The following is a 24,652-nucleotide window of genomic DNA, read 5'->3' as shown; positions in this document are numbered from 1 at the left end:
CGGGGCGATCCGTCAAAGGCCCGAATGCAGGGCCGCCAGTCGGAGGGCGTGTGGAAAACGGCCGCGCGGGGCAGTCACCTCGTCGAAACGGTAAAACCAGAAACACATCCGGGCGAGGCCCGGCTGTCCCGCACCCTCCCCACCCTGCGCCGGTCCGCCGGCGGAGGACGAACCCCCGCGCCCGCCGCCCGCCGCCTGCCGCATCGCAAAAACCCGCTCGACTTCCCCGGGGGCATCACGGAATGTTACAGGCTCGCCCCTCGAGGAGACGCCCATGCCGATGACGCCGCGCGCCGGACTGCAGGTCGCCGACGACCTCGCCGCCTTCATCGAGGCCGAGGTCCTCCCCGGCCTCGGTCTCGACGCCCAGGCGTTCTGGACCGGGGCCGCCGCGATCTTCGGCCGCTTCACGCCGGAGAACCGGCGCCTCCTCGCCCTCCGCGACGACCTCCAGGCCCGCATCGACTCCTGGCATACGGAACGCCGCGGCCGGCCGTACGACGTCGCGGCCTCCACCGCCTTCCTGCGCGAGATCGGCTACCTCGCCGACGAACCCGCCCCCTTCGCCATCGGCACGCGGGGAGTCGACGCCGAGGTCGCGACCCTCGCCGGCCCCCAGCTGGTCGTGCCCAGCCTCAACGCCCGCTTCGTGCTCAACGCCGCCAACGCCCGCTGGGGCAGTCTCTACGACGCCCTCTACGGCACGGACGCGCTCGGCGACCTCCCGGTGGGCGGCGGCTACGACCCGGACCGCGGCGCGCGCGTCGTCGCCCGGGCGAAGGCCTTCCTCGACGAGGCCGTCCCGCTCGCCGACGGCTCCTGGGCCGACCTGTCCGGTCCTTCCGGCATCGCCCTGCGCGATCCGGCCCAATACGTCGGCCGCTCCGACCGCTCGCGCCTGTTCCGCCACCACGGCCTGCATATCGAAGTGGTCTTCGACCCCGACCATCCGATCGGCCGCACCGACCCCGCGGGCGTCTCCGACGTCATCCTCGAAGCCGCCCTCTCGACCATCGTCGACCTCGAGGACTCCGTCGCCGCCGTCGACGCCGCCGACAAGACCGCCGCCTATCGCAACTGGCTGGGCCTGATGAAGGGCGACCTGGCCGAGACCTTCGACAAGGGCGGCGAACGCCTGACCCGCACCCTGGCCCCCGACCGCGTCTTCACCGCCCCGGACGGTTCGACCGTGGTCCTGCCGGGCCGGTCCCTGCTGTTCGTGCGCAACGTCGGCCACCTGATGACCACCCCGGCCATCCGCCTTCCGGACGGCTCCGAAGCGCCCGAGGGCATCCTCGACGCCCTGGTCACCAGCCTCATCGCCCTGCACGACCTGAAGGGGCAGGGCCGCTTCCGCAACAGCCGCACCGGTTCCGTCTACATCGTTAAACCCAAGATGCACGGCCCCGACGACTGCGCCTTCACCGACGCCCTGTTCGACGCCGTCGAGGACGCGCTCGGCCTGCCGCGCCACACCCTCAAGGTCGGGGTCATGGACGAGGAACGCCGCACCTCGGCCAACCTGGCCGCCTGCATCCATGCGGTCCGCGACCGGATCGTCTTCATCAACACCGGCTTCCTCGACCGGACTGGCGACGAGATCCACACGGCCATGCAGGCCGGCCCGGTGGTGCGCAAGGGAGACATCAAGTCCTCCGAATGGATCGCCGCCTACGAGGCCCGCAACGTCTCCATCGGCCTGGCCTGCGGTCTCGACGGCAAGGCCCAGATCGGCAAGGGCATGTGGGCCGCCCCCGACCGGATGGCGGAAATGCTCGATCAGAAGGCGGCCCATCCGAAGACCGGCGCCAACACCGCCTGGGTGCCGTCCCCGACCGCGGCGACCCTGCATGCCCTGCACTATCACCAGACCGACGTTTTCGCCCTCCGTCCCGACATCGCCGCCCGGCCCACGCCTGGCCTCGAGCCCCTCCTGACCCCACCCCTCGCCGCCGGCCGGAACTGGTCCGAAGCCGAAATCGGCGAGGAACTCGACAACAACGCCCAGGGCCTGCTCGGCTACGTCGTACGCTGGATCGACCAGGGCGTCGGCTGTTCCAAGGTGCCCGACATCCACGACGTCGGCCTGATGGAGGACCGCGCCACCCTGCGCATCTCCTCCCAACACATGGCCAACTGGCTGCTGCACGGCGTCTGCACGCCCGAACAGGTCGACGCCGCCTTGCTGCGCATGGCCGCCAGGGTCGACGCCCAGAACGCCGCCGATCCCCTTTACCGCCCGATGGCTCCCGACCCCGAAAGCAGCCTCGCCTTCCAGGCCGCCCGCGCCCTGGTCTTCGAAGGCGCCGCCCAGCCGAACGGCTACACCGAGCCGCTGCTGCACCGCTTCAGGCGGGAAGCGAAGGAGGGAAGGAGGCAGCAGCCAACAGGCAGCAGGCAACAGGAAGAAGCTGATCGGACGGACGGATAGGCAGGCTCGCCGGCCGCACATCAGGAGCCGGTCGCCCCTGTTGCCTGCTGCCTGTTGCCTGCTGCCTCGACCGCTACTGCTCGCTCCCCGACCGCCAGAGATTGTTGGTCAGCGGCTCGAGCAGATAGCTCAGCGCCGTCCGTTTGCGCAGCAGGATGATGACCTCGACCGGCGCGCCCGGCCGCAGCGTATTCGCCGACCGGCCCAGCTTGGCCAGCTCCTCCGCCGGCACCACGATCTCGGCGCGGAAATAGCTGGCCCCCGTCTCCTCGACGGTGAAGCTGTCGGCCGAGATGCGGGTGACGCGGCCATGGATGGTCGGCGGATTGCGTTCGCGCAGGCCGGGGAAGCGGACTTCGGTGGTCTGGCCGGTGCGCAGGTTGTCGACGTCGTTGGGGCTGATCTGGGCGACGATGATCTGCGAGGCGTCGTTGGGCACGATCTCCATCAGCGTCTGCCCCGGCTGGATGACGCCGCCCTGGGTGAAGATGGTCAGGCCGACGACCTGGCCCGACGCCGGGGCCCTGACCTCGCTCCGCGCGATCTGCGAGCGCAGCTCGTTCATCCGCGGGCGCAGCTCGTTCAGCTGCACGTCGATCTGACGCAGCTGGTCGGCCACGTCCTCGTTCATCTCGGAGCTGACGCCCGACATCTGCAGCCGGGTCTCGCCGACGGCCTCCCGCGACCGGGCGATCTGGGCCCGCAGCGAGCCAAGCTCCCCGTCCAGCTGCGCCGCCGTCCGTTCCAGCGCCCGCACCCGGGTGAGCGGCGCATAGCCCTTCTCGGCCAGGCTGCGCATGCCGGCCAGCTCCTCCTGGATCAGCCGCTGCTGCTCGATATTGGCCGCGATCTGCCGCTCGTAGCCCTGGATCTGCTCGTTCAGCTGGGCGATCCTCTGGCTCAGCACCCCCGTCTCGGTCGAGCGCCCGACCCGCCGCGCCCCGAACTGGAGCTGCTGGATGCGCAGCGACTCCTGCGCCAGCGCCGCATCCTCGGGCGGCAGATTGGCGAACTCCGGCGGCGCGGGGATGCCGCGCAGCCCGTCGCGCTCGGCGATCAGCCGCGCCCGCTGGGCCAGCAGGGCGAAGACCTGGCCGGCCACGCCGCGCTCGGTCGCCCGCAGCTCGCCGCTGGACAGCGTCAGCAGGATCTGGCCGCGCGTGACCGTGTCGCCCTCCTTGACGTGCAGGGCGCTGACTACCCCGCCCTCGCGGTGCTGCACCGCCTGGCGGTTACCCGACACGGCGATCTGGCCCTGGGCGTAGGCCCCGGCGTCCAGCGGCGCGAACGCCGCCCAGCCCAGGAAGAGTCCGAAGAACAGCAGGATGATCACCCCGCCGACGATCAGCTCCCGGCGCGGCGTGTCGGACACCAGGGTCGGGCCGGCGGGCGGCGGCGGAGCCGGCGGCGTATCGGCCGCTCCCGGGGCGGCGGCGTCGGTCATTGCGCCCGCCGTTGCGGCTGGGACGGATCGGCCAGGCGGGTCACGCTGGCCGTCGGTTGCCCCGGCGTCCCCGCCTGGGCGGCGCCCTTGGGCGCGGCGGCGCGCATTCGTTCGAGCACCTCCTCGCGCGGCCCCTCCATCTGGACCACGCCCTCGCGCATCATCAGCAGGCGGTCGACGCGGGCCAGCACCCCGGCCCGGTGGGCGATGATGACCACGGATGCGCCCCGCGCGGCGGCGCCGAGGATGGCCTGCATCAGCGCGGCCTCACCCTCCTGGTCGAGATTGGAGTTCGGCTCGTCCAGCACCAGCAGCACCGGGTCTCCGTACAGCGCCCGCGCCAGCGCCACGCGCTGCGCCTGTCCCGCCGACAGCCCCTGCCCGAACGGACCCAGCTGCGTGTCGTACCCGTTCGGCAGACGCAGGATCAGCTCATGAGCCCCCGCCGCCATGGCCGCCCTGACCGCGCCCCGGTCCGCCGTCTCCTGGTCCAGGCCGGCCGAGGTGGCGAAGCGCGAGATATTGTCCTTGATCGAGCCGGCGAACAGGCTCGGGACCTGCGGCAGATAGCCGATCCAGCGGGCCAGCTCGTCGCCCTCCCGGGCCTCGTACTCGGCGCCGTCCAGCCGCACCGTGCCGGCCTGCGGCTTGAGCGCGCCGGCGATGACCCGGGCCAGGGTGGTCTTGCCCGACCCGCTCGCCCCGATGATGCCCAGCGTCTGTCCCGGCTGCAGCGTCAGGCTGACCGCGCGCAGCTGCGGATTCTCGGTGTCGGGAAACTTCACCGACACGCCTTCGACCTGCAGCTTGCCCCTTGGATCGGGCAGGGTGGTCCGCTCCCGTTCAACCGCCGCCGTGCTGGCGAACAGGTCGGTCAGGGTCTTCCAGCTGGCGCCGGCCTGGACCAGCGTCGGCCACACCCCGACCAGCAGTTCGATCGGAGCCACGGCGCGGCTCAGCAGCACCGAGGAGGCGATGATAGCGCCCGGCGAAATGTCGCCCTTGACCGCCAGCAGGGCGGCGAGGCCGAGCGCCGCCGACTGCATCACCAGCCGCAGAAACTTGATCGCCCCGGAATATTTGCCGCCGGTCAGCTGCGCGTCCGCCTGCGCCGCGGTGGCGGCGCGGCGCTGCTCGATCTGCCGCGCGATCGACGACTGGCGCATGCCCAGCGCCCGCACGACCTCGGACTGGCCGGCCACGGCTTCCTGGGCCGCATAGGCGCTGTTCTGCGACTGGATCGCCTTGCTGAGGCGCGGACGGGTGTCGCGCTCGTTCAGCCAGGCGAGGCTGAACAGGATCAGTCCGCCGACCAGCGTCAACACGCCGATCGCCGGGTGCAGCAGGAAGCAGCAGGCCAGATAGATCGGCGTCCAGGGCGCGTCGAAGAGCGCCAGCATGCCCTGGCCGCCGATGGCGCCGCGGACATTGTCGAACTCGCGCAGGGCCTGGGTGTTGGGCGACTTGGCCTGCAGGTCCATGACCCGCGCCAGCACCTTGCCGGACAACATCCGGTCGAGCCTGAGCCCGGCCCGCAGCATCAGCCGTCCGCGCAGCCAGTCCAGCCCGGCCAGCGCGCCGAGCGCGAACACCGCGACCACGGTGATCAGCACCAGCGTCGTCAGGCCGCCGGTCGGCACGACGCGGTCGTAGACCTGCATCATGTAGAGGGTCGGCGTCAGATACAGCAGATTGACCAGCGCCGAGAACACCGCCGCCCACAGGAAGTGCGTCCGGCACGCCTTCAGCGCCTCGGCCAGGGGCTCCGTGCCCGGTTTGCTGGGAAGCAGGTTCTTCAACACGGAGTGGGAGTTTCCCTGACGCTGTCGGCCGCCACTCTAACGGCTTGGCGCGGCTACAGATAGACGATGGATTCCAGACCACAATCGGGCGGCGGGGCGAGAAGGGAACGCCTGCCTGCAAGGCTCGAGCCAGCGCGGCCGGCCCCGACGCTTGACGGGCGCACACAGTATGCGCCATACACTGTGTGTCACACACTATGTGACGGCAGGTGAGCTGATGATCGTCGATCCTGAACTGTTCGAATCCATGCGGCTGGAGCTGCGGCGCGGCTCGCTGGTGCTGGCCGTGCTCGCCCGGCTTCGGGAGGAGCGCTACGGCTACACCCTGCGTCAGGCGCTGGCCTCCGACGGGCTCGAGATGGAGGAGAGCACCCTCTATCCGCTGCTCCGCCGCCTTGAGAGCCAGGGCCTGCTGACCAGCGAGTGGCGCGAGGAAGAGAAGCGCAGGAAGCGTTTCTACCGGCTGTCGCCGATGGGCGAGGCGATGCTGTCGGCGCTGGCCGACGAATGGCGGGGCATCTCGGCCTCGCTCGACAAGATTCTCTGAAGCCGGGGCTGGAGAAGACCGATGGACCTGATCGACCGCTATCTGAACGCCGTCGCCGCCCAGTTGCCGCAGGACGAGCGGGCGGACATCATCGCCGAACTGCGCGACCTGATCCTGAGCCGCTTCGAGGCCAGGGAGGAGGAACTGGGACGGGCCCTGACCGGGGACGAACAGGAGGCGATCCTGCACGAGATCGGCCATCCGCTGGTCGTCGCCGCCCGCTATCGCAAGGGACCGGACTCGCTGATCGGACCTGAACTGTTCCCCTACTGGCTGTTCGCCGTGAAGGCCGGACTGCTGCTGATGCTGGCCGTGCAGGCGATCGTTCTGTTCATCAATCTGGTGGGTGGGCCCGCCGACGCGGGGCAATCGATCAGCCAGGCCATCCACGGCTTCATCGGTTCGGGCATTACCCTGATCGGCGTCGTCACCGTGATCGGCGCGGCGATGGAGCATGTCGGCTACCGACCCCGGTGGATGGACAGGTGGCGGGTCAGCGAACTGTCGGCCTTCGGCCTGTCGGACCCCGCCGCCTGGGGCGCCGCCATGGGCGGGACCAGGACGGCGAAGGCGACCTGGGCGCCGCGGAGCCTGGGCCGCGCCCGGGGCTGGCCCGGCGGCGAATACCTGTTCTCCTTTCTCGCCACTGGTGTGTTCGTCCTCTGGTGGATCGGCGCGATCCACTTCCCCGGCCTGATCCGCCTGGGCCCTCCCGGAGCCGAGGCCTTGGTGACCGGAGCGCCGATCTGGACCACACTCTTCGGCGCCATACTGCTCTACGCCGTCGCCCAGATGGCGGTCGACCTGGCCAGCCTCGCCCGACCCTCGGCGGTCAGGATGCGGGCCGCGGCCCAGGCGGTGATCGCGGCCGCCGGCCTGTGGCTGACGTGGACGATCTTCGGGGCCGGGCACTGGTTCACCCTGACGCGCGACGGCGAGACCGCCCGCATCGCCGGCGACTGGTCCCTGCTCGACATCGACCGGCTGCGCGCGCTGGGCGATGGCACGCGCGATCTGGCTGGCATGGCCGGAACCCTGTCGCTGGTCATGAGCTGGGTGCTCGCCCTTTCGGCGATCGGGCTGGTGTTCAAGATCGTCGGCAGCCTGTGGCGGCTGGTCCAGCCGGATCCCCGCCGCACCGCCTGACTACGGCCGTGTCCGAAAACCGCGAGACTCGGACCCCGGGAACGCTCATCCTGCAGCCATGGAAAACGTCCGCGATCTCGATCAGGAGGCCTGCTACCGCGCCGTGCTGACGCGGGATGCGCGCTTCGACGGCCGCTTCTTCGGCTGCGTGAAGACGACGGGCATCTACTGTCGGCCGGTCTGCCCGGCCCGGACGCCGAAGCGGGAGAACATGTTCTTCGTCGTGTCGGCGGCGGCGGCGGAGGAGGCGGGCTTCCGCGCCTGTCTGCGCTGCCGGCCTGAAACCGCGCCGGACATGGGCGCATGGCGCGGCACCTCCAACACCGTCAGCCGCGCCCTCGCCCTGATCGAGGCGGGCGCGCTCGACGAGGGCGATGTCGACGCCCTGGCCGGCCGCCTCGGAGTCGGGGAGCGGCACCTGCGCCGCCTGTTCCGTCAGCATCTCGGCGCGGCCCCGGTCAGTGTGGCCCAAACCCGCCGTGTGCTGCTGGCCAAGGCCCTGATCCACCAGACCGACCTGTCGATGGCGCAGGTGGCGCTGGCCTCGGGCTTCGGCAGTGTGCGCCGCTTCAACGAGACCTTCCAGGCGCTGTACGACCGTCCGCCCTCCGCGTTGCGGCGTCGCGGCGAGAAGGTCCACGAGGGCGGGGTTCGCCTCAGCCTGCCCTACCGCCCGCCCTATGACTGGGACGCGATGCTGGCGGCGCTGGCGGCTCGCGGCGACACCGTCGAGGGCCGCAAGTGGTCGCGCATCCTGACGCGCGATGTCGACGGCGCGGACGGCGCGGTTTCCGTCGAGCCGGCCGAATCCGGGCGGATTTCGGTCTGCGTCGAGGCGCACGACCTCAAGGCCTTGCCCGGCGTACTGGCGCGGGTGCGGCGGGTGTTCGACCTGTCGGCCGATCCCGACGCCATCGGCCGCGACCTGTCGGCCGATCCGGCGCTGAAGCCGCTGATCGCGGCGCGTCCGGGCCTCCGCCTGCCCGGCGCCTGGGTCGACGACGGCGCCGAGCCGCCGAACGACCGGCTCCCCGAAGAGACTGACGACACCCTCGCCGCGCGCGCCGAGCCCTGGCGCCCGTGGCGGGCCTATGGCGCCCTGCACTTGGCCACGGCCGGCGTCCCGGGCGCGGACCTGATGGAGACGGACGATGCCAAACGCGCAGCCTGACACCCTGACCCTCGACCGGATCGCCACGCCCGTGGGCGAGGTGCTGCTGGTCACCGACGCCGAAGGCGCTGTGCGGGCGCTCGACTTCGCCGACTACGAGGCGCGGATGATGCGGCTGCTCGGCCGCCACTGCCCCAGGTTCGTCCTGCGTCCGGCGCGTGCGCCCGAGGCTGTGCGCCGGACCGTCGAGGCCTATTTCGCCGGCGACGTCCGGGCCCTCGACGGCGTCGCGGTGAAGACCGGCGGTACCGCGTTCCAGCGCACCGTCTGGGCGGCGCTGCGGGCGATCCCGCCGGGAGAGACGCGCAGCTATGGCCAGCTGGCCGCGGCGATCGGCTCGCCCCGGGCGGTGCGGGCCGCCGGCTTGGCCAATGGGCAGAACCCGATCGCGGTGATCGTGCCGTGCCACCGGGTGATCGGGGCGAACGGCGCCCTGACCGGCTATGCTGGCGGGCTGGAACGCAAGCGTTGGCTGCTCGCGCACGAGAGGGCGCCAGCGATGTGAGGCCTTGACTGAACCCGCGTGTCCGGCGTCAGTGGAGCCGGGGATGCTGGGGAGCAGGGCCATGAGAATTATCATTGCGGCGACGCTGTGCGTGCTGGTGGGGACGGGGCAGGCCGCGGCCACCGCGCCTCAGGACGACGACTGGGAATTCGCGGAAGATCCCGCCCGCCAGCTGACCGTGGCTGCGGCCCGCTATGACAACGGGCCCAGCATCGTTGCGCAGTGCCGCGAAGGGGCGCTCAGCCTCCTGTTGATCGGCATGCCTGCCGGCACCGAGAAGATCGAGCTGAACGCCACGCGCGCGGACGGTCGGGGCGACCTCCAGGACTGGCGGCCAGCCGGAGCTGACGGCGTCTTCCGTAGCAGCGTCCCCGCGCGCGACATCCGGTTCATGCGCGGCGGCGGCGCCTATGCGGTCCGCACGGGCGAGGGGGTCGCGCCACCCTTCGCGGCCACCTTCGATCTGCCGATGCAATCCGCCAACCTTGATCGGGTCCTCGGCGCGTGCGGCTGGGCCATGGACGACGAGCGCGACCAACTCGCCCGCGCCGCAGGAGCTTCGCTCTCGGATCCGGATGCCCGGGCGCCGCGCCGCTCGACGTCGAGATCAATCACGGAACGCCGCAACCAGCGTCAGCCGCCCCCGCCGGCGGCGCCCGCAAGCTTCATGCCCGCTGAACAGCAGATCAGCTGTGTCGTGCGGAGCGCGCGGCTGGCGGACTGTCGTCCCGATCACGCCCGCGTCGATGGCGCGCCCGACCCCGCGGCCACCCTGCGCCTCCTCAACGGGGAGCGAATCTATGCCGAAGACGTGGCCGCCGCAGAGGGCAAGATCATGTATTTCCACGCTGGCGGGTTCACGACGGTGATCGACTACATCGCGACCACTGCCGCCAGGTAGCGCGTATCCCGTGAGCTTGCATTTCCCGCTGATCATCCTAGATTGTGTCTGCTTATGCTGAAACTGAGCATAAGCCGGCGGACGGCCCCCCGGGTCACCGCCGTTCTTCGGGCCCATGATTTGCTCAAGTCGAGCAAAAGGGGAGTGAGATGGCCGACGGCGCGTTCGGACTGAGCAGGGAACTGGAGCGGGCGACAGCTCCGGTCTGGGCCAAGGTCCGTGATCATGTGACCCCGCTGGAGTGGCCCGCCCAGGCCGCTCTGATCCACGAGATCAACCAGCTGAAGCGCGAGCGCGACGCCGTCATCCTGGCCCACAACTACATGACGCCGGAGATCTTCCACGGCGTCGGCGACTATGTCGGCGACAGCCTCGGCCTGGCGAAGGAAGCGGCGAAGTCGAAGGCGAAGGTGATCGTCCAGGCGGGCGTGCATTTCATGGCCGAGACCTCGAAGATTCTCAGCCCCGAGAAGACGGTGCTGATCCCCGACCTGCGCGCCGGCTGCTCGCTGGCGGCGTCGATCACCGGCGCCGACGTACGGCTGATCAAGCAGCGCTATCCGGGCCTGCCGGTGGTCACCTATGTCAACACCACGGCCGACGTGAAGGCTGAGACCGACATCTGCTGCACCAGCGCCAACGCGGTGCAGGTGGTCGAATGGGCGGCGCGGGAATGGGGCGTCGACCGGGTCATCCTGGTTCCGGACGAATTTCTGGCGCGCAATGTGGCGGCCCAGACGACCGTCGGCATCATCGCGTGGAAGGGCCGCTGCGAGGTCCACGAACGCTTCACCGCCGCCGATATCGCCGCGATGCGCGAGGCCTACCCGCAAGCGGAAATCCTGGCCCATCCGGAATGCCCTGAAGACGTGCTGGCGGCGTCCGACTTCGCCGGATCGACGGCGGCGATGATCGACTTCGTGGAGGCACGCAAGCCGAAACAGGTGGTGCTGATCACCGAATGTTCGATGGCCTCGAACGTCGCTGGAGACGTGCCGGGGGTGCAGTTCATCGGCCCCTGCAATCTGTGCCCGCATATGAAGCGGATCACGCTCGGGAACATCCGCGATTGCCTGGTCAACATGCAGTTCGAGGTGACGGTGCCTGAGGATATGGCGGAACGCGCCCGTCTGGCGGTGCAGCGCATGATCGACCTGCCGCCCCCTGCCGTTCCGGCTCGTTATGACATGGTCAAGGCGCGGCATCATGTGGCTGTGGAGCTGATTTGAGTGGCATGGGTGGGGCGCACGCCCGTCGGTTTCGTGATCCTGATCTGGAAGGCGAGACGACGGTGGATCGGGTTTCGGTGGGGCGGCGACATTCGCCGCGTCTACGAAGTGATGCTGAGGCGCGGGGTGCCGCGCAGCGAAATCTCCGCCGCCCTGGTCAGGGCCGCGCCGGCGCAGGCCCGCGCGCACAATCTGGATTGAGGACGATGCACTACGTTCCGCCCGTCCGCGCTGTCGCCACAGTCGATCCCAGGACCCTGCGGCTTCTCGCCGTCCTGGCCTTGTGGCTCAGGTCTGAAAAGGCCACGTCACGACCATGAGCCAAACCAACACCCCCCGCCCGCCGGGCCCCTGGGATCCTCGCCCCGACGATCTCACCCCCGCTCCAGCCGTTCCCGAGCGGGTGCGCGGGGCTGAACCGCCGCTGGACAAGGGTCAGCATCCAGTCTGGGCGGTGGTCTCCACCCTGTTGCTGGGCGGTTTCATCTGGTGGGTGACCGGCAGCTGGGTCATCGCCGTAGCCGCCATCTGGGGCCTGCTGGTGCATGAATACGGCCACGTGCTGGCGATGAACCACCTCGGCATGGGTCCCGCCCGGATCTACATCATCCCCTTCCTCGGCGGCGTGGCGAAGAGTCAGCGGCTGCCGCAGAGCGAGTGGCACGGGGTCCTTGTATCGCTGGCCGGGCCCGCCTTCGGCCTGCTGGCCGCGATCCCCTTCTTCGCCGGCTTCGTGGCGACCGGCAACGGCCTGTGGCTGCAGGGGGTGTTCGCCATCGCGCTGATCAATCTGGTCAACCTGGCCCCGGCCCCGCCGCTGGATGGCTCCAAGGCGCTCGGCCCGGTGCTGGCCCGCATTCACCCGATGGTGGAGAAGGCGGCGATGGTGCTGGTCGGCGTGGTGGTCGTCCTGTGGGGCGTGACAAACGGCAGCTACATCTTCGCCGCCTTCCTCGCGCTTGCCCTGATCGGCCATCTGCGGCGCGGCGCATGGCGTCCCGACGGCCGGCCGCTGACCTGGAACGAATCGGCACGTAGCGTCGCTCTGTTCGCGCTGACCGCCGCCGCATGTGCGGGCGTGGCGCTGGCGGCGCTGATGCCGGTGACCGGTTCGCTGGCCGAGGCGCTGGCGCTGGGCGCGCGCTATTTCGAGTTTGGCCGTTGAACCGGATCGAGCACGACGGGCCGCTGATCGTCGGTGGCGGTCTGGCCGGCCTCTCGGCCGCGCTCGAAGCCGCGCCCCGAAAGGTTCTCGTGGTCACGCCGGCGCCGCTGCTGCAGGCCTGCTCCTCCGCCTGGGCGCAGGGCGGCGTGGCGGCGGCCCTTTCCGAAACGGACGCCCCGGCCCTCCACGCGGCCGATACGGAAGCGGCGGGGGCGGGTCTGGTCGAGGCTGACGCGGCGCGGCTGCTGACCCTGGACGGCCGTGCGACGGTGGAATGGCTGGCGGGGCTGGGAGCGCCGTTCGACCGCGACGTGGCCGGCGGCTTCGCCGTCAGCCTCGAGGCCGCCCACTCCAGGGCGCGGGTGGCGCGCGTCGGTGGCGACGGTGCGGGCCGGGCCATATTGTCGGCCCTGGTCGCGGCCACGCGGGCGGCCCCGCACATCGAGGTCTGGGAGGACGGCCGCCTGCGGGGCCTGGTCCAGGACGACGCGGGCAGGGTCCGCGGAGCCTTGATCGAGCGCGGCGGAAGGCTGGTCGAGGTGCTGGCGCCCGCGGTGGTGCTGGCGACCGGCGGCGCCGGGGGCCTGTACGCGCAGACGACCACGCCGGCCTCGCTGCTCGGCGAGGGCATGGCCTTGGCCTGGCGGGCAGGGGCGGAGATCCTCGATCCAGAGTTCATGCAGTTTCATCCGACGGCCATGGACGTCGGCCTCGACCCGATGCCGCTCGTCACCGAAGCGCTGCGCGGCGAGGGCGCACGGCTGATCGACGGGGAAGGTCGCTTCCTGCTCGGCGACGCCGCCGGCGCCGATCTGCAGCCCCGCGACATCGTGGCCCGGGCGGTGCATGCGGCGCGGGCCGAGGGCCGGGGCGCCTATCTTGACGCCCGCACCGCCGTCGGGGCGATGTTCCCGCACGAGTTCCCCGCCGTGTTCGCTGCCTGCATGCGGGCTGGCCTGGATCCCCGTGAGGCCCCGATTCCGATCGCCGCGGCGGCCCACTATCACATGGGCGGGATCGCCGCCGGGCCGGACGGCCGCACCACAATGGAGGGCCTGTTCGCGGTCGGGGAGTGCGCCGCCACCGGCGTGCACGGCGCCAACCGGTTGGCCTCGAACTCCCTGCTCGAGGCCGCCGCCTTTGGCCGCCGTACGGGCCGGGCCGCCGCCGAGGCGCGGACCGGCGCCGGTGCGACCCACGCCGGGGCCCCGTCAACAGACCTCTCGCCGACAGACCTCGCAACCCTGCGCCGGACCATGAGCGACGACGTCGGGGTGGTCCGCGAGGCCGCCGGCCTGACCCGCGCCCTCGGGGTGATGGATCGGCTGGACGTCCGAAGCCCGGGCGCGCCGCCGCTGATCGCGGCACGGCTGATCGCCGAGGCCGCCCTGGCGCGCCGCGAGAGCCGGGGCGGCCACTACCGCTCCGACTTCCCCGCGCCCGCCGCCAACGCCCGCCACACCCGCCTGCGGGCCGGGAAGCCAGCCCGGACTCCGGTCATGGCCGAATGAGCGGAGAGCGCATGAGCCGTCGACTTCCCGACCTGCTGATCGAGCCGGTCGTGCGCATGGCCCTGGCCGAGGATCTCGGCCGCGCCGGCGACATCACGGCCCAGGCCTGCATTCCGGCGGGCTCGCGCATGCACGCCGTGTTCGCCGCCCGCAGGCCGGGCGTGCTGGCCGGCGTCGACTGCGTGCGCCTCGCCCTGCTGGCGATGGACCCCGGCGCCACCGTCGTCGCGCGGCTGGCCGACGGCGACGCCTTCGCGGCCGGCGCGGTGCTGGTAGAGGCGGAGGCCGACGCCCGCGCCTTCCTCGCCGCTGAACGGACGGCGCTGAATCTGCTCGGCCGGCTGTGCGGGATCGCCACCCTGACCCGCACCTATGTGGAGGCGGTCGCCGGCACCGACGCGCGCATCGCCGATACGCGCAAGACCACCCCGGGTCTGCGCGCGCTGGAGAAGCATGCGGTCGCCTGCGGCGGCGGGGTCAATCACCGCTTCGGCCTGGATGACGCCATCCTGATCAAGGACAACCATGTGGCCCTCTGCGGAGGGGTGGGCGAGGCGATCCGGCGGGCGCGGGCGACCGCCGGCCACCTGGTCAAGATCGAGGTCGAGGTCGATGGCCTGGCCCAGCTGGACGAGGCGCTGGCCGAACGGCCGGACGTCATCATGCTGGACAACTTCAGTCTGGAGATGCTGCGCGAGGCGGTGGCGCGAGCGAGCGGTTCGCCGTTCGGCCGCCCTGTGCTGGAAGCGTCCGGCGGCGTCAGCCTCGAGACCGTGCGGGCCATATCGGAAACTGGCGTGGACGTGATCTCGGTCGGAGCGCTGACCCATTCGGCGGCCGCGCTCGACATCGGCCTCGACGTCGCCTGAGGTCCAGGCGAACGCCGCTACGGAACAGGCCGCCCCCGCGAAGGGTTTGATCGGGCAGGAAGGAGATTTCCATGACCCATCGACCCAAGGTTCCCAGGGAGCAGCGCAGCTTCGCCGACAAGGGCGCGCAACCGGTGCAGGACGCCATGAGCGCCGACCGTCGCGACCTGTCCACCGGCGCGCAGTCCGGCCAACCCGGCGACGCCGACGTCAATCTCGAAACCCAGGGCCGGTTCGGAAATCTGAAACAGAACCTGACCACCCAGTGGAAGGTGCAGGACCGCTGATCATGGCCAACAACCAGCACACGCCCGAACCGGCCGACAGCAAGCGCTGGGGCGGCCCCGGCTCCAGCCATCAGAACGCCGACCGCGAGCCGCCGACGTTCGAGGATCCCCGCGAGGGCGGTCCGACCAATCCGCGCAACAGCAAGGTGTCAGGCGGCGGCGGCGAACGTGATCTGAAGCACAGTCACGACGATGCGCACCGCTCCTCGAAGGGCGATCGCGACGCCTGAGCTGACGCCAGCCCTCAGGCCGTCGGCGTGGCGGCGACGGGGGCCGGAGACTCGGCCGCGGGCGCCGCGACCTGCACCGTCGGAGCGGGCGTCGGCGCCTGAGCGGAAGCGCGTTCGGCGGGGGCGGGCGCTTCACGACCCTCCTGGGCCAGAAGCAGGTTGTAGGCGATAGCTCCCGCGTCGCGGACCGTGCTGGTCGGGTCGAGGCTGGCCTGGATCAGACGAGGAGCGTCGGCGTCGGTCGAGGGGCGGGCCGCGTAGGAAAAGGCGGCGCCGGAGCCGGACCGGCCGCCAAAACGATAGAACAGGTGATCGCCGACCTGGCTGACGCGGACCAGAGAGTTGCGCCACTGCGGCGAGACGCCGGTGGTGTGGAAATGGGTGGCGTTGCCGACGCGGGCGTAGACGCCGCCGGACAGGGCGCTGGAGGCGATGTCCCTCGCGCGATTCCATGCGGCGCGGTTGACCCGTCCCCGCATCGATCCGTCGCAGGTGAAGCTGAACTGGCAGCCGGTCCGGCGCCCGGCCCCCTGGAACACCACGCTGCACACGCTCTTGGGGAAGGCCGGGTGGCGAACGCGGTTCAGGACCACCTGGGCGACGGCCTTCATGCCGTCCCGGCCCTCGCCGCGGGCCTCATAATAGACCGCCTGGGTCAGGCATTCGAGATCGCGAGAGGCGTCCAGCGCGCCGCCGAGGCGGAACGGCTGGGCCGCCTGGTTTCCGGTCAGGCTGACCTGGCGCAGACCGTTCCCGGACGGCTGACCCCTCAACTGCTCCAGCCGGGCCGTCAGCAGCTCCGCCTGCCGGTCGCGCTGGGCGGAGCCGGCGACGGTGTAGGGGTCGTGGCGCCGGGCGATGGCCAGTGCGCTTTCATCCAGTCCGCCCGCGGCGGCGGCGAGTGCCTCTTCCGTGAAGCCCGCAGCAGTCGCACTCTCGATCCGCACCGCCTGGGCCCGCACGGTGGTCGCCTTCGCCACGGCCCCGCCCAGATAGGCGCAGCCGATCGCCAGCCCAACCATCGCGCCGAACGTCGCCGCCGCCGCGCCGGGCCGGATTATGGCCTTGCGGTCGACAGGGGAGGTCGCACGCGAATGCGAGGGATGCGGCAAAGGCTCAATCCTGTTCAGCAGGGCGCAGCGCCGCCCCCGGGTAGTCTCGCGGCGGGGGCGACGCTGCGGTCGCGGCCCGGCTGCGGTAGATCGACGGTCGGCGAACCGGCCGATCATCGGGACGCGCCTTAAGCCAGCCGTTTATGGCGGCATTGTGGTTGATTCGCAAGATTTGGCGATGTGGCAGCATAGGCCAGCGTCATGCCGGTATCGGTCAGTTAACAGACTGGAAATCTCCCGCAATGACGCAAGTTACATGGCCATGTACTGTATAGGATGACGTTCCCTCCACCGTGGCCAGCTCTCCACCGGGTCGTCGACGATTAAGCCGCGCTCAATGTATTGTCTTCGAGCCCCTGCCTGCGGCAACGAGTTCTTGCGCCCCGCGTTCCGGAACACCTTGGCCGTGGCCGCGTTCTGGCTGGACAGCACAGGAGCCCCCCATGAAAAGAACCGCCCTGGTCCTCGCGTCGGCCGTCGCCGTCATCGGCATCGCCGGCTGCGGCCATACCATCGAACAGAAGGCCGCCACCGGAGCGATCGCAGGCGCCGTGGTCGCTGGCCCCGTCGGCGCGGCGGTGGGCGGCGCAGCCGGCGCGGCGGTCGGTCAGGCCGAGAAACCGAACTGACACAGGCGCCGGCCTGATTGGGGGGGCGGAGCGCCATCTCCGCCTCGCAACCTTGATTTCCGGCCCCATATAGGGTTAGCCCACCCGGCGTTGGCTGAGCGCCGCTCGCCCGCGCCGTTTGCGCATCCGACAAATAATCAAGGACATCGACGACCGCTCGCATGAGAGATCTGAAACAAACCGGCTTCACCGACCGTCTCACCGCCCAGCAGGAAGCCAAGAAGGCCCTGCTCGCCCGCTTCAAGCCCAAGCCCGCCGCTCCGGACCCTGAGTTCGAGAAGCTGCAGGAGAAGCGCGCGGCCGAGAAAGAGGCCCTGCGCCAGCAGCGCGAACTGGAAAAGGCCGAGATCCGTCGCCAGAAGGCGGAGGCTGAAGCCGCCAGGCTCGCCGCCAGCCAGGAAGCCCAGCAGGCGATCGAGGCCGAGAAGCGCGCCGCCCGCAAGGAGCGCAAGCAGCTCTCCAAGGAAGAGCAGAAGGCGGCCCGCGATGCGCGTTACGCCGCGCGCAAGGCGCGTCAGCGCTGACCTTCCGCTGATCGGTTCCCGGGATCAGCCGGGAGTCACCGCGGGAAGATCCCCCAACACCGCCGCCAGCTGCTGCCCTGAATAGGGTTTGCGGACGAAGGGCCACGGCGCGTCCGACAGGGCCGCGTCGACGTCGTCGCCCGCATAGCCGGATGTCAGCACGATCCGCATCGTCGGCCAGGTTCGGGCGCATTCGCGGGCCAGTTCGATGCCGGTCATGCCGCCGGGCATGACCACATCGGTCAGCATGATGTCGAACCGGTCTTCCTTGAGCAGTTCGAGGGCCTGCGGCCCGCTTTCTGCTGCGCGGACTTCCAGGCCCAGCCCCTCCAGCAGTTCCTGGGCGACCGCGGCCACCCCCGGATCGTCCTCGACCAGAAGGAGCCGGCGCCCGGCCGTCATCGGGGCGATCTCGACTCCCGGCCCAGCCGACTCGACCGTCTCCGCCGAGGTCAGGGGCGGCAGATACAGGCGCACCTCGGTGCCGCGGCCCACGGTCGAGATCACCCTTACGCCGCCGCCGCTCTGCCGCGCGAAGCCGTACACCTGACTCAGCCCCAGCCCTGTGCCCTTGCCGACCGGCTTGGTGGTGAAGAACGGCTCGAAGACCCGTTCCATGACCTCGGGCGACATTCCGGATCCATTGTCCGACACCGCGACGCAGACGTATTCGCCAGCGGGCAATTCGGCGATCTCGCCGGGGCTGACCGGGCAGTTCATGGTCTGGACCGTCACCCTGCCGCGATCTCCCAGGGCGTCGCGGGCATTGACCACCAGGTTCAGCAGGGCGGCCTCGAACTGGGCAGGGTCGACGCTCACCCGGGCGCCGCCGCGCCGCAGCTTCAGCCTGAACTCGATCGCTTCGCCCAAGGCCCGCCTCAGCAGCGGCTCGCTCTCCCGGATCAGCCCGTTCAGGTCGGTCGGCTCGGGCCGCAGCGCCTGGCGTCGCGAGAACGCCAGCAACTGGTGGGTGAGCCGCTCGCCGCGCCGTGCCGCCGACAGCGCCGCCTCGCCCAGCTTCTTCTGACGGGCGGCGTTGTCCGGCGACCTCAGCATCATGTCGAGGGCGCCGATCACGACGGTGAGCAGGTTGTTGAAGTCGTGGGCCACCCCGCCGGTCAGTCGTCCGACCGCCTCCATGCGCTGCGCGTGCATCAGGTCGGCCTCCGCCTTGGCCTTCTCGGCCAGCGCCTCACCAACGCGTTCCTCCAGCAGTTCGTTGATGCGCTTCAGATCGTCCTCGGCGCGCTTCGCCTCGGTCACGTCGATGTTGGCCCCGACATAGCCCTGGAACTGTCCGGCGCCGTCGAAGCGCGGCACGCCCTCGCAGCGCAGCCATCGTGTGCCCAGCATCGGATGATTCACCCGCGCCAGCGCCTCGAACCGGTCCCGGCCGGCCAGCGCCCGCCGGAAGTTGGCCACGAAGTCTTCCAGGTCCGCCGGCTCGGCCAGACGCCGCCAGCCCTCGTCGATCGCGTTCTCTGACTCGACCCCGAAGAAGGTCTTGTAGCGCCGGTTGGCGAAGACCATCCGGCCCGCGTCGTCGCTCATCCAGATCAGGGCCGGCGCGCTGTCCGCGACGGTCCGGAAGCGGGTCTCGGACTCCTGCAGGCGCGCCTGCGCCTCCCGGATGTCCGTGACGTCGAACGCCACGCCGACGAAGCCGATGATCTCGCCGCTGGCGCCGAAGCGGGGCCGGGAAAACGATTTCAGCCAACGGTACTCGCCATCGTGCCGCCGGTAGCGCGCTTCCATCGAGAACGGCTGGCCAGTGGATTCGCCGGCGAGCGACTCCTCGAGAACCCGCGCCTGGTCATCCGGATGGATGATGGCGCGCCAGTCCAGCAGGCGCGCCTCCTCGTAGGAGCCGCCATGGTAGGCGACATAGGCCTGGTTGACGAAGGCGCGTGTACGGTCCTGCTGCGTCACCCAGATCAGCACCGGCGCGGTGTCGGCAATGGCCCGGAACCGCTCCTCGCTTTCGCGGACCTCGGCCTCGGCCCGGGTGCGTTCGATCTCGGTCCAGGTGCGCGCGGCGACTTCCTGGAGCAGCTCCAATTCGTCGTCCGTCCACTCCCTGACCCTGGAGTCATGCACATAGAGGAAGGCTCGCAGCCGCCCGACCCGGAGCAGCGGCACGCGCATGAGGGAGCGGGTCTGCAGGCGGTCGAACAGTTTTCGGGCCTCCCGCGTCCGGGGATCCTTGCGCACGTCGGGGATGCGAACGGCGTGTCCGGCGGCCAGGTCCGAAATCAGGTCGGCGCCGAAGTCGTCGAGTGAGAATTCGCCATGCGCGCTGACCACATCGGCGGTCCAGTCGCGGCTCATCGAGACGGTTTGCCGCTCCTGGTCGACTTCGCCATACCCGACGCGCTGGACCCGCAACTCCGCCCCGAGCGCGCGTTCCACCTCGCTCATGATCTCATCCGGCGAGGTCAGGTCGCGCAGGGAGTCGGAGAGGGAGAGGAGGAAGGACTGGCGCCGCTCCTGGCGCGCGATCAGATCGATGGCCTCGCGCGTATCGGTGACGTCGAATGACATGCCGACGTACCCCATGAAGGATCCGTCCGGGTCGAAGCGCGGGTTGACGGCGATGCGCATCCATCGCCAGGCCCCATCGACCCGGCGGAACCGCGCCTCGAACCCGTAGGGCCTCAGCTTTGGACGATGGCGGGCCTGAACAGCATTCACCGCCGCCACATCGTCGGGATGGATCGCCTCGCGCCAGACGTGACCGAGGATGTCGTCAGCGGATCCTCCGTAGAACTTCACCAAGGCGGCGTTGACGAATTCGACCTCTCCGTCGGCGTTGGTCATCCACACCGGAGAGGGGGCTGTGTCGGCCATCAGCCGGAAACGCGCCTCGCTCTCGCGCAGCGCTGACTCGGCCGCTTTCGCCCCCGAGATGTCGACCACGACCGCGATGAAGCCTCCAACCCTGCCGTCGGGCCCGGTCAGGGCCCGGAGGCTGATGACGACCCAGACCGTCGAGCCGTCTGGCCGAAGGTAGCGCTTCTCCAACTGCGCGCCGCCCTCCCGGAGCGCCTGTTCGAGGGCGCGGCGCGTGGGCTCCACATCGTCCGGGTGGCTCACCGCCTCGGTGCTCAGACCGACGACATCGTCCGGGTGGATGCCGAGAATCTCGGCGTAGCGTGCATTGGCGCTGAGGATGGTTCCGTCGAGTGCGACGCGCGCGATGCCGGCCGATGCCTGATCGACCATAGCCTGCAACTGCGACTCTCGTTCGCGCAGGGAGGTCTCGGCGGCCCGCGCGTCGGTGACGTCGATGTTGACGCCGATCATGCCGCGGAATCGCCCCTCCTGATCGATGCGGGGGCGAGCCTCCGTGCGCAGAATACGCCATGCGCCGTCGGCGCGCCTGAAGCGGGCCTCGACCTCGAAGGGCGCCACCCGCTCCACGGCGTCGAGGGTGACGGCCGTGACTCTTGCCCGGTCGTCCTCGTGGAGGAAGTCAGCGAAGTCGACGACGCCCGCCGGCTCTGGCAGTCCCCAGAACTGCCGGAGCGCCTCGTTGAGATGCACGCAGCGCCCCGCCTCGTCGCTCATCCAGAGCATGATTGGCGCCCGCTCGCTGATCAGCTGCAGTCGGTGCTCGCTTTCGCTGATCCGGTCGGCCGACAGGCGCAGGGCGTCGATCGAGGCGTCCAGCCGCCCGAGAACCTTTCTCAGGGAAGCGGCGACGACGGTCGTGAACAGTCCGACGATGATGAAATTGGTGGTGGCGATCACGCCCAGCCGGTTGTGGACGCCGACGCCGACGGCATTCGGACCCTCCATGATGGCGACCAGACCCCAGCCGCCGAACAGGCAGGCTCCCACCGCCGTGGCCCCCGCTATCCGGCCCCCGGCGAGGGAGGCCACGATCACGGCTGGCAGAAGGATCATGAAGCCGGTGATATCGCCATAGAAGCTGGACAGGCTTGCCCGGATCAGCAGGGCGGCCGTCGCCGCGGCGGCGCCGATCAGCACCGACATCCACCATGGACGCGGCCGCACCCGCGCCAGCCGCGTGACGCCGGCGTCGATATCCATAATCCGCCGAAGCACCCCGACCGCGCTCAAATCAGCCCCCGCTCGCGCGCACGCGACTTGCCGCAACGTATTGGCGCGCTTTGCGTTCCTGCAAGCGTCGCGTTTGAGAACACCTCCGGCCCGAACTTGTGCAACCGGCCGGCGTGCCTAACTCCAGAACCACCGACAACACCAGGAGCCTGCATGACCGCGACCATCGACACCGGCCTGACGAAGACGGAGCGCACCGACGTCGCGCAGGAGCTGACCAAGGTTCTCGCCGACAGTTTTGCGGTCTATCTGAAGACCCACGGCTATCACTGGAATGTGCGTGGGCCGGAATTCTTCAGCTTCCACAATCTTCTGGAACAGCAGTACCGCGACATCTGGGGAGCGCTGGACGAGATCGCCGAGCGGATACGCGCCCTCGGGGTGCTGGCCCCGCAGAGTTTCTCGGGCTTCGGCAACCTGACCTCGATCAAGGATGGCGATCCCGAGAAGGCGGCGACGGACATGCTCAAGGAACTGATGCAGGATCACGAGACCCTGATCGCCACCGCGCGCAAGGCCTTCGCCGCCGCCGACGAGGCGGGCGACGAGGCCTCGGCCGACCTGATGACGCAGCGCCTGGCGGCCCACGAGAAATTCGCCTGGATGCTGCGCTCGACTCTCGGAGGACGTTGAGGCTTGACCGAGCGTCGGTTTTCGGCCTGAAAACCGCCTCGCTTGGAGACTATCGGACGGCGTCCGGCCTCGCCGCCGGAACAGGAGCTGGATTTGGCCAGGATTGACTGGACATCGATGCTGAAGAGGACGCGCCGGCTCGCCGCCGCCGCGCCCGCCGCCCTGGCCGCCATCGGCGTGGCCATGGCCGCCAGCTCGACGGTCCGCCCCGAGATTGACCGCCGCGCCGAGTCCGTGCGCCGGCTGACCCACGGCGATCTGACCGACAAGGGTCTGGCCGCGATCACGGCGCGCATGACGCCCTCGCAGCTCGCCATCGCCATCCGCAACGACCCGAACGGACGCCAGCCCGCCCTCTACGGCCTCACCCCGGGCTGGGAGAATATTTCGCTCGGCGGCAAGCCGTCCCTGGACTTGGGGGCCTCTGGTCTGGAGGCCCAGAAGCTGAACGCCGCCATGCCCGTTTCGGGAATGCTCCGCCCGGCCCAGCCGTTCGCCTTCAAGCCCGCCACCGCCGAAGACCGGCGCCGTGCCGTCCGCTGCCTGACCCAGGCGATCTACTACGAGGCGGCGCTGGAGCCGACCGAGGGGCAGGAGGCCGTGGCCCAGGTCGTCCTCAACCGCGTTCGCGATCCGAACTACGCCAACTCCGTCTGCGGCGTGGTGTTCGAGGGGGCCGAGCGGGTCACCGGCTGCCAGTTCAGCTTCACCTGCGATGGCTCTCTCGGCCAGGCCCCGGTCGCCTGGGCCTGGGCCCGCGCCGCCCGCGTCGCCGAGCGGGCGCTGGGGGGGCATGTCGCCGTCAAGGTGGGCACGGCCACCCACTACCACGCCAATTACGTCCACCCGTGGTGGGCCCCGACCCTGAACAAGCTCACCCAGATCGGGGCGCACATCTTCTACCGCTGGAAGGGCGTCTATGGCGAACCGGCCGCCTTCCGTCAGGCCTATTCCGGCCGCGAGCCGCGCATCGACGAAGCGCGCTTCGCCCGGCCGCGCCTCCAGATCGCCTCCGCGGCCGAGGCGGAGGCCGCCTTGACCGACGCCGCCGCCAATGGCGAAGTCGCCACCCGCACCGTCGTCGTCGACGGCCAGACGCGCACAGTCGGGGTCCTGTCCCTCGGCGGGCGGCGTCAGGCGACTGCAGAAGACATCGCAGCGATCAACCAGCGCCTCGCCGCGTTCGAGGCTCCCGCCAGGCCCGCTCCCGCGGCCCCGCCTGCCGGCGTCACGGTCATGGAAGTCGAGGAAGTGGGCCGCCCTGCGTCCTGACGCTGGCCCGTTGCAACGCTTCCGGACCTTCGCGCATTGATGCTGTCCCCGAGTGCGACGCCGCGCCGTGACTGAGGCTCCGTGACCCAAATCGATCCGAACGGCGACTCGACCGTCGAGCGTCAACTGGCCCTGACCGTTCAGGCCCTGGCCGAGAGCGAGGCCAAGTTCCGCGCCATCGCGGACTCCATGCCCCAGATGGTGTGGTCGACCCGCCCCGACGGCTTCCACGACTATTATAACGCCCGCTGGTACGAGTTCACCGGGGTGCCCGAGGGCTCGACCGACGGCGAGGGCTGGAACGGCATGTTCCACCCTGAGGACCAGGATCGGGCGTTCGCCCTCTGGCGCCGGTGCCTCGACACGGGCGAGCCCTACGAGATCGAGTATCGCCTGCGCCGTCACGACGGGGTCTATCGCTGGACCCTCGGCCGGGCCCGCCCGATCCGCAACGAGGCGGGGGAGATCACCCGCTGGTTCGGAACCTGCACGGACATCGACGACCTGAAGCGTTCGGATCAGGCCAAGGAACTGCTCAGTCAGGAGCTCAGTCACCGGATCAAGAACATCTTCGCCGTGGTTTCGGCCCTGATCGCCTTGTCGGCCCGCCAGCATCCGGAGGCCAAGGCCTTCGCCACCGCGGTGCGCACCCGTATCAACGCCTTGGCCCGCGCTCACGAGTTCGTCCGGCCGCACACCGAAAGCTCCCGCCCCACGGTCGGGACGATGACGCTGCACGCCTTTCTGACGGACCTCTTCAAGGCCTACAGTGAGTTGAGCGGGACGCCCCGGGTGATGGTCACAGGAGACGACGCGACCTTCGACGACCAGGCCGCGACCTCTGTCGCCCTGCTGTTCCATGAACTCGCCACCAACGCCGCCAAGTACGGAGCGCTTTCGGTCGAGGGAGGCAGGGTCACTCTCGAGACGCGCCGCATGGATGATCGCTTCGTCCTGACCTGGACGGAGACCGGCGGACCAAGGGTGGAAGGCGTTCCCGTCCAGACCGGCTTCGGGACCTCGCTGGCCACCCTGTCAGTCGAAGGCCAGTTGGGCGGCCGACTGGAACGGAGATGGGTGCCGCAGGGCTTGCAAGTCGTCGCCGACCTGCCCGCCACGGCCCTGTCCCGCCGTCGCGCAGCTCAAAACGTCGCATGACGG

22 protein-coding genes are annotated in these 24,652 nt (G+C 70.2%); 18 read left to right on the top strand and 4 right to left on the bottom strand.

Annotated elements, in window-relative coordinates; all coding sequences use genetic code 11:
- Positions 1-274: 274 nt before the first annotated feature.
- Complete coding sequence (locus VEA62_RS09205) at positions 275-2,431, top strand: malate synthase G (RefSeq protein ID WP_414641869.1); 2,157 nt, start codon at positions 275-277, stop codon at positions 2,429-2,431.
- 73 nt (positions 2,432-2,504) lie between these two features.
- Here VEA62_RS09205 and VEA62_RS09200 read toward each other — a convergent pair whose 3' ends face one another.
- Together VEA62_RS09200 and VEA62_RS09195 are read right to left on the bottom strand one after the other, a co-directional pair.
- Complete coding sequence (locus tag VEA62_RS09200) at positions 2,505-3,875, bottom strand: HlyD family type I secretion periplasmic adaptor subunit (RefSeq protein ID WP_324820806.1); 1,371 nt, start codon at positions 3,873-3,875, stop codon at positions 2,505-2,507.
- Positions 3,872-5,677: a type I secretion system permease/ATPase gene (locus VEA62_RS09195; protein WP_324820804.1), complete on the bottom strand. Its 1,806-nt coding sequence runs from the start codon at positions 5,675-5,677 to the stop codon at positions 3,872-3,874. Before VEA62_RS09195 ends, VEA62_RS09200 begins: the two co-directional genes overlap by 4 nt.
- Positions 5,678-5,894: 217 nt before the next feature.
- Here VEA62_RS09195 and VEA62_RS09190 point away from each other — a divergent pair, with 217 nt between their 5' ends.
- The 12 genes from VEA62_RS09190 to VEA62_RS09135 all read left to right on the top strand — a co-directional run bounded on the left by VEA62_RS09190 (position 5,895) and on the right by VEA62_RS09135 (position 15,238).
- Complete coding sequence (locus VEA62_RS09190; RefSeq protein WP_324820801.1) at positions 5,895-6,224, top strand: PadR family transcriptional regulator; 330 nt, start codon at positions 5,895-5,897, stop codon at positions 6,222-6,224.
- A gap of 21 nt (positions 6,225-6,245) precedes the next feature.
- Positions 6,246-7,370 carry an HAAS signaling domain-containing protein gene (locus VEA62_RS09185; protein WP_324820799.1) on the top strand — a complete coding sequence of 375 codons (1,125 nt, stop codon included), beginning with the start codon at positions 6,246-6,248 and terminating at the stop codon, positions 7,368-7,370.
- A gap of 58 nt (positions 7,371-7,428) precedes the next feature.
- Positions 7,429-8,541, top strand: coding sequence for a bifunctional transcriptional activator/DNA repair enzyme AdaA (locus VEA62_RS09180; protein ID WP_324820797.1), 1,113 nt, complete (start codon positions 7,429-7,431; stop codon positions 8,539-8,541).
- Complete coding sequence (locus VEA62_RS09175; protein ID WP_324820796.1) at positions 8,522-9,046, top strand: methylated-DNA--[protein]-cysteine S-methyltransferase; 525 nt, start codon at positions 8,522-8,524, stop codon at positions 9,044-9,046. Before VEA62_RS09180 ends, VEA62_RS09175 begins: the two co-directional genes overlap by 20 nt.
- 43 nt (positions 9,047-9,089) lie before the next feature.
- Positions 9,090-9,947 (top strand): hypothetical protein, encoded by an 858-nt coding sequence (locus VEA62_RS09170; protein ID WP_324820794.1) that lies wholly within the window; start codon positions 9,090-9,092, stop codon positions 9,945-9,947.
- A 149-nt stretch (positions 9,948-10,096) separates the two neighbouring features.
- Positions 10,097-11,176, top strand: a complete 1,080-nt coding sequence (gene nadA / locus VEA62_RS09165) for a quinolinate synthase NadA (RefSeq protein WP_324820792.1) — start codon at positions 10,097-10,099, stop codon at positions 11,174-11,176.
- Between the two features lie 9 nt (positions 11,177-11,185).
- Complete coding sequence (locus tag VEA62_RS09160; RefSeq protein ID WP_324820789.1) at positions 11,186-11,377, top strand: hypothetical protein; 192 nt, start codon at positions 11,186-11,188, stop codon at positions 11,375-11,377.
- A 115-nt stretch (positions 11,378-11,492) separates the two neighbouring features.
- Positions 11,493-12,341 (top strand): metalloprotease, encoded by an 849-nt coding sequence (locus VEA62_RS09155; protein WP_324820787.1) that lies wholly within the window; start codon positions 11,493-11,495, stop codon positions 12,339-12,341.
- On the top strand, positions 12,338-13,852 hold the full coding sequence (locus tag VEA62_RS09150; RefSeq protein WP_324820785.1) for an L-aspartate oxidase: 1,515 nt from the start codon (positions 12,338-12,340) through the stop codon (positions 13,850-13,852). The genes VEA62_RS09155 and VEA62_RS09150 overlap by 4 nt, the downstream gene beginning before the upstream one ends.
- Before the next feature lie 11 nt (positions 13,853-13,863).
- Positions 13,864-14,721, top strand: coding sequence for a carboxylating nicotinate-nucleotide diphosphorylase (nadC, locus tag VEA62_RS09145; RefSeq protein ID WP_324820783.1), 858 nt, complete (start codon positions 13,864-13,866; stop codon positions 14,719-14,721).
- Between the two features lie 71 nt (positions 14,722-14,792).
- On the top strand, positions 14,793-15,008 hold the full coding sequence (locus VEA62_RS09140) for a hypothetical protein (RefSeq protein WP_324820782.1): 216 nt from the start codon (positions 14,793-14,795) through the stop codon (positions 15,006-15,008).
- A gap of 2 nt (positions 15,009-15,010) precedes the next feature.
- Positions 15,011-15,238, top strand: a complete 228-nt coding sequence (locus tag VEA62_RS09135) for a hypothetical protein (RefSeq protein WP_324820780.1) — start codon at positions 15,011-15,013, stop codon at positions 15,236-15,238.
- Positions 15,239-15,252: 14 nt separating this feature from the next.
- Here VEA62_RS09135 and VEA62_RS09130 read toward each other — a convergent pair whose 3' ends face one another.
- Positions 15,253-16,350, bottom strand: a complete 1,098-nt coding sequence (locus tag VEA62_RS09130; protein WP_324820778.1) for a cell wall hydrolase — start codon at positions 16,348-16,350, stop codon at positions 15,253-15,255.
- Between the two features lie 443 nt (positions 16,351-16,793).
- On the opposite strand from VEA62_RS09130, the gene VEA62_RS09125 reads away from it, so the two are divergent.
- Both VEA62_RS09125 and VEA62_RS09120 read left to right on the top strand, forming a co-directional pair.
- Positions 16,794-16,979, top strand: a complete 186-nt coding sequence (locus VEA62_RS09125) for a hypothetical protein (protein ID WP_324820776.1) — start codon at positions 16,794-16,796, stop codon at positions 16,977-16,979.
- 161 nt (positions 16,980-17,140) lie between these two features.
- On the top strand, positions 17,141-17,503 hold the full coding sequence (locus tag VEA62_RS09120; protein ID WP_324820774.1) for a DUF6481 family protein: 363 nt from the start codon (positions 17,141-17,143) through the stop codon (positions 17,501-17,503).
- Between the two features lie 24 nt (positions 17,504-17,527).
- Here VEA62_RS09120 and VEA62_RS09115 read toward each other — a convergent pair whose 3' ends face one another.
- Positions 17,528-21,556, bottom strand: a complete 4,029-nt coding sequence (locus VEA62_RS09115; protein WP_324820772.1) for a PAS domain S-box protein — start codon at positions 21,554-21,556, stop codon at positions 17,528-17,530.
- A 183-nt stretch (positions 21,557-21,739) separates the two neighbouring features.
- Here VEA62_RS09115 and VEA62_RS09110 point away from each other — a divergent pair, with 183 nt between their 5' ends.
- The 3 genes from VEA62_RS09110 (at position 21,740) to VEA62_RS09100 (ending at position 24,649) form a co-directional block, all read left to right on the top strand.
- Positions 21,740-22,219, top strand: a complete 480-nt coding sequence (locus VEA62_RS09110; RefSeq protein ID WP_324820770.1) for a Dps family protein — start codon at positions 21,740-21,742, stop codon at positions 22,217-22,219.
- 117 nt (positions 22,220-22,336) lie between these two features.
- A complete protein-coding gene (locus tag VEA62_RS09105; protein WP_324820768.1) occupies positions 22,337-23,491 on the top strand; it encodes a cell wall hydrolase in 1,155 nt (384 codons plus the stop codon).
- A gap of 81 nt (positions 23,492-23,572) precedes the next feature.
- On the top strand, positions 23,573-24,649 hold the full coding sequence (locus tag VEA62_RS09100; RefSeq protein ID WP_324820766.1) for a sensor histidine kinase: 1,077 nt from the start codon (positions 23,573-23,575) through the stop codon (positions 24,647-24,649).
- The last annotated feature ends 3 nt before the right edge of the window (positions 24,650-24,652 follow it).

This window comes from Brevundimonas sp., from assembly GCF_035627475.1.
GTDB lineage: Bacteria > Pseudomonadota > Alphaproteobacteria > Caulobacterales > Caulobacteraceae > Brevundimonas.
Note: the sequence above shows the minus strand (reverse complement) of the source record. Positions and strands in the feature narration are given on the sequence as shown.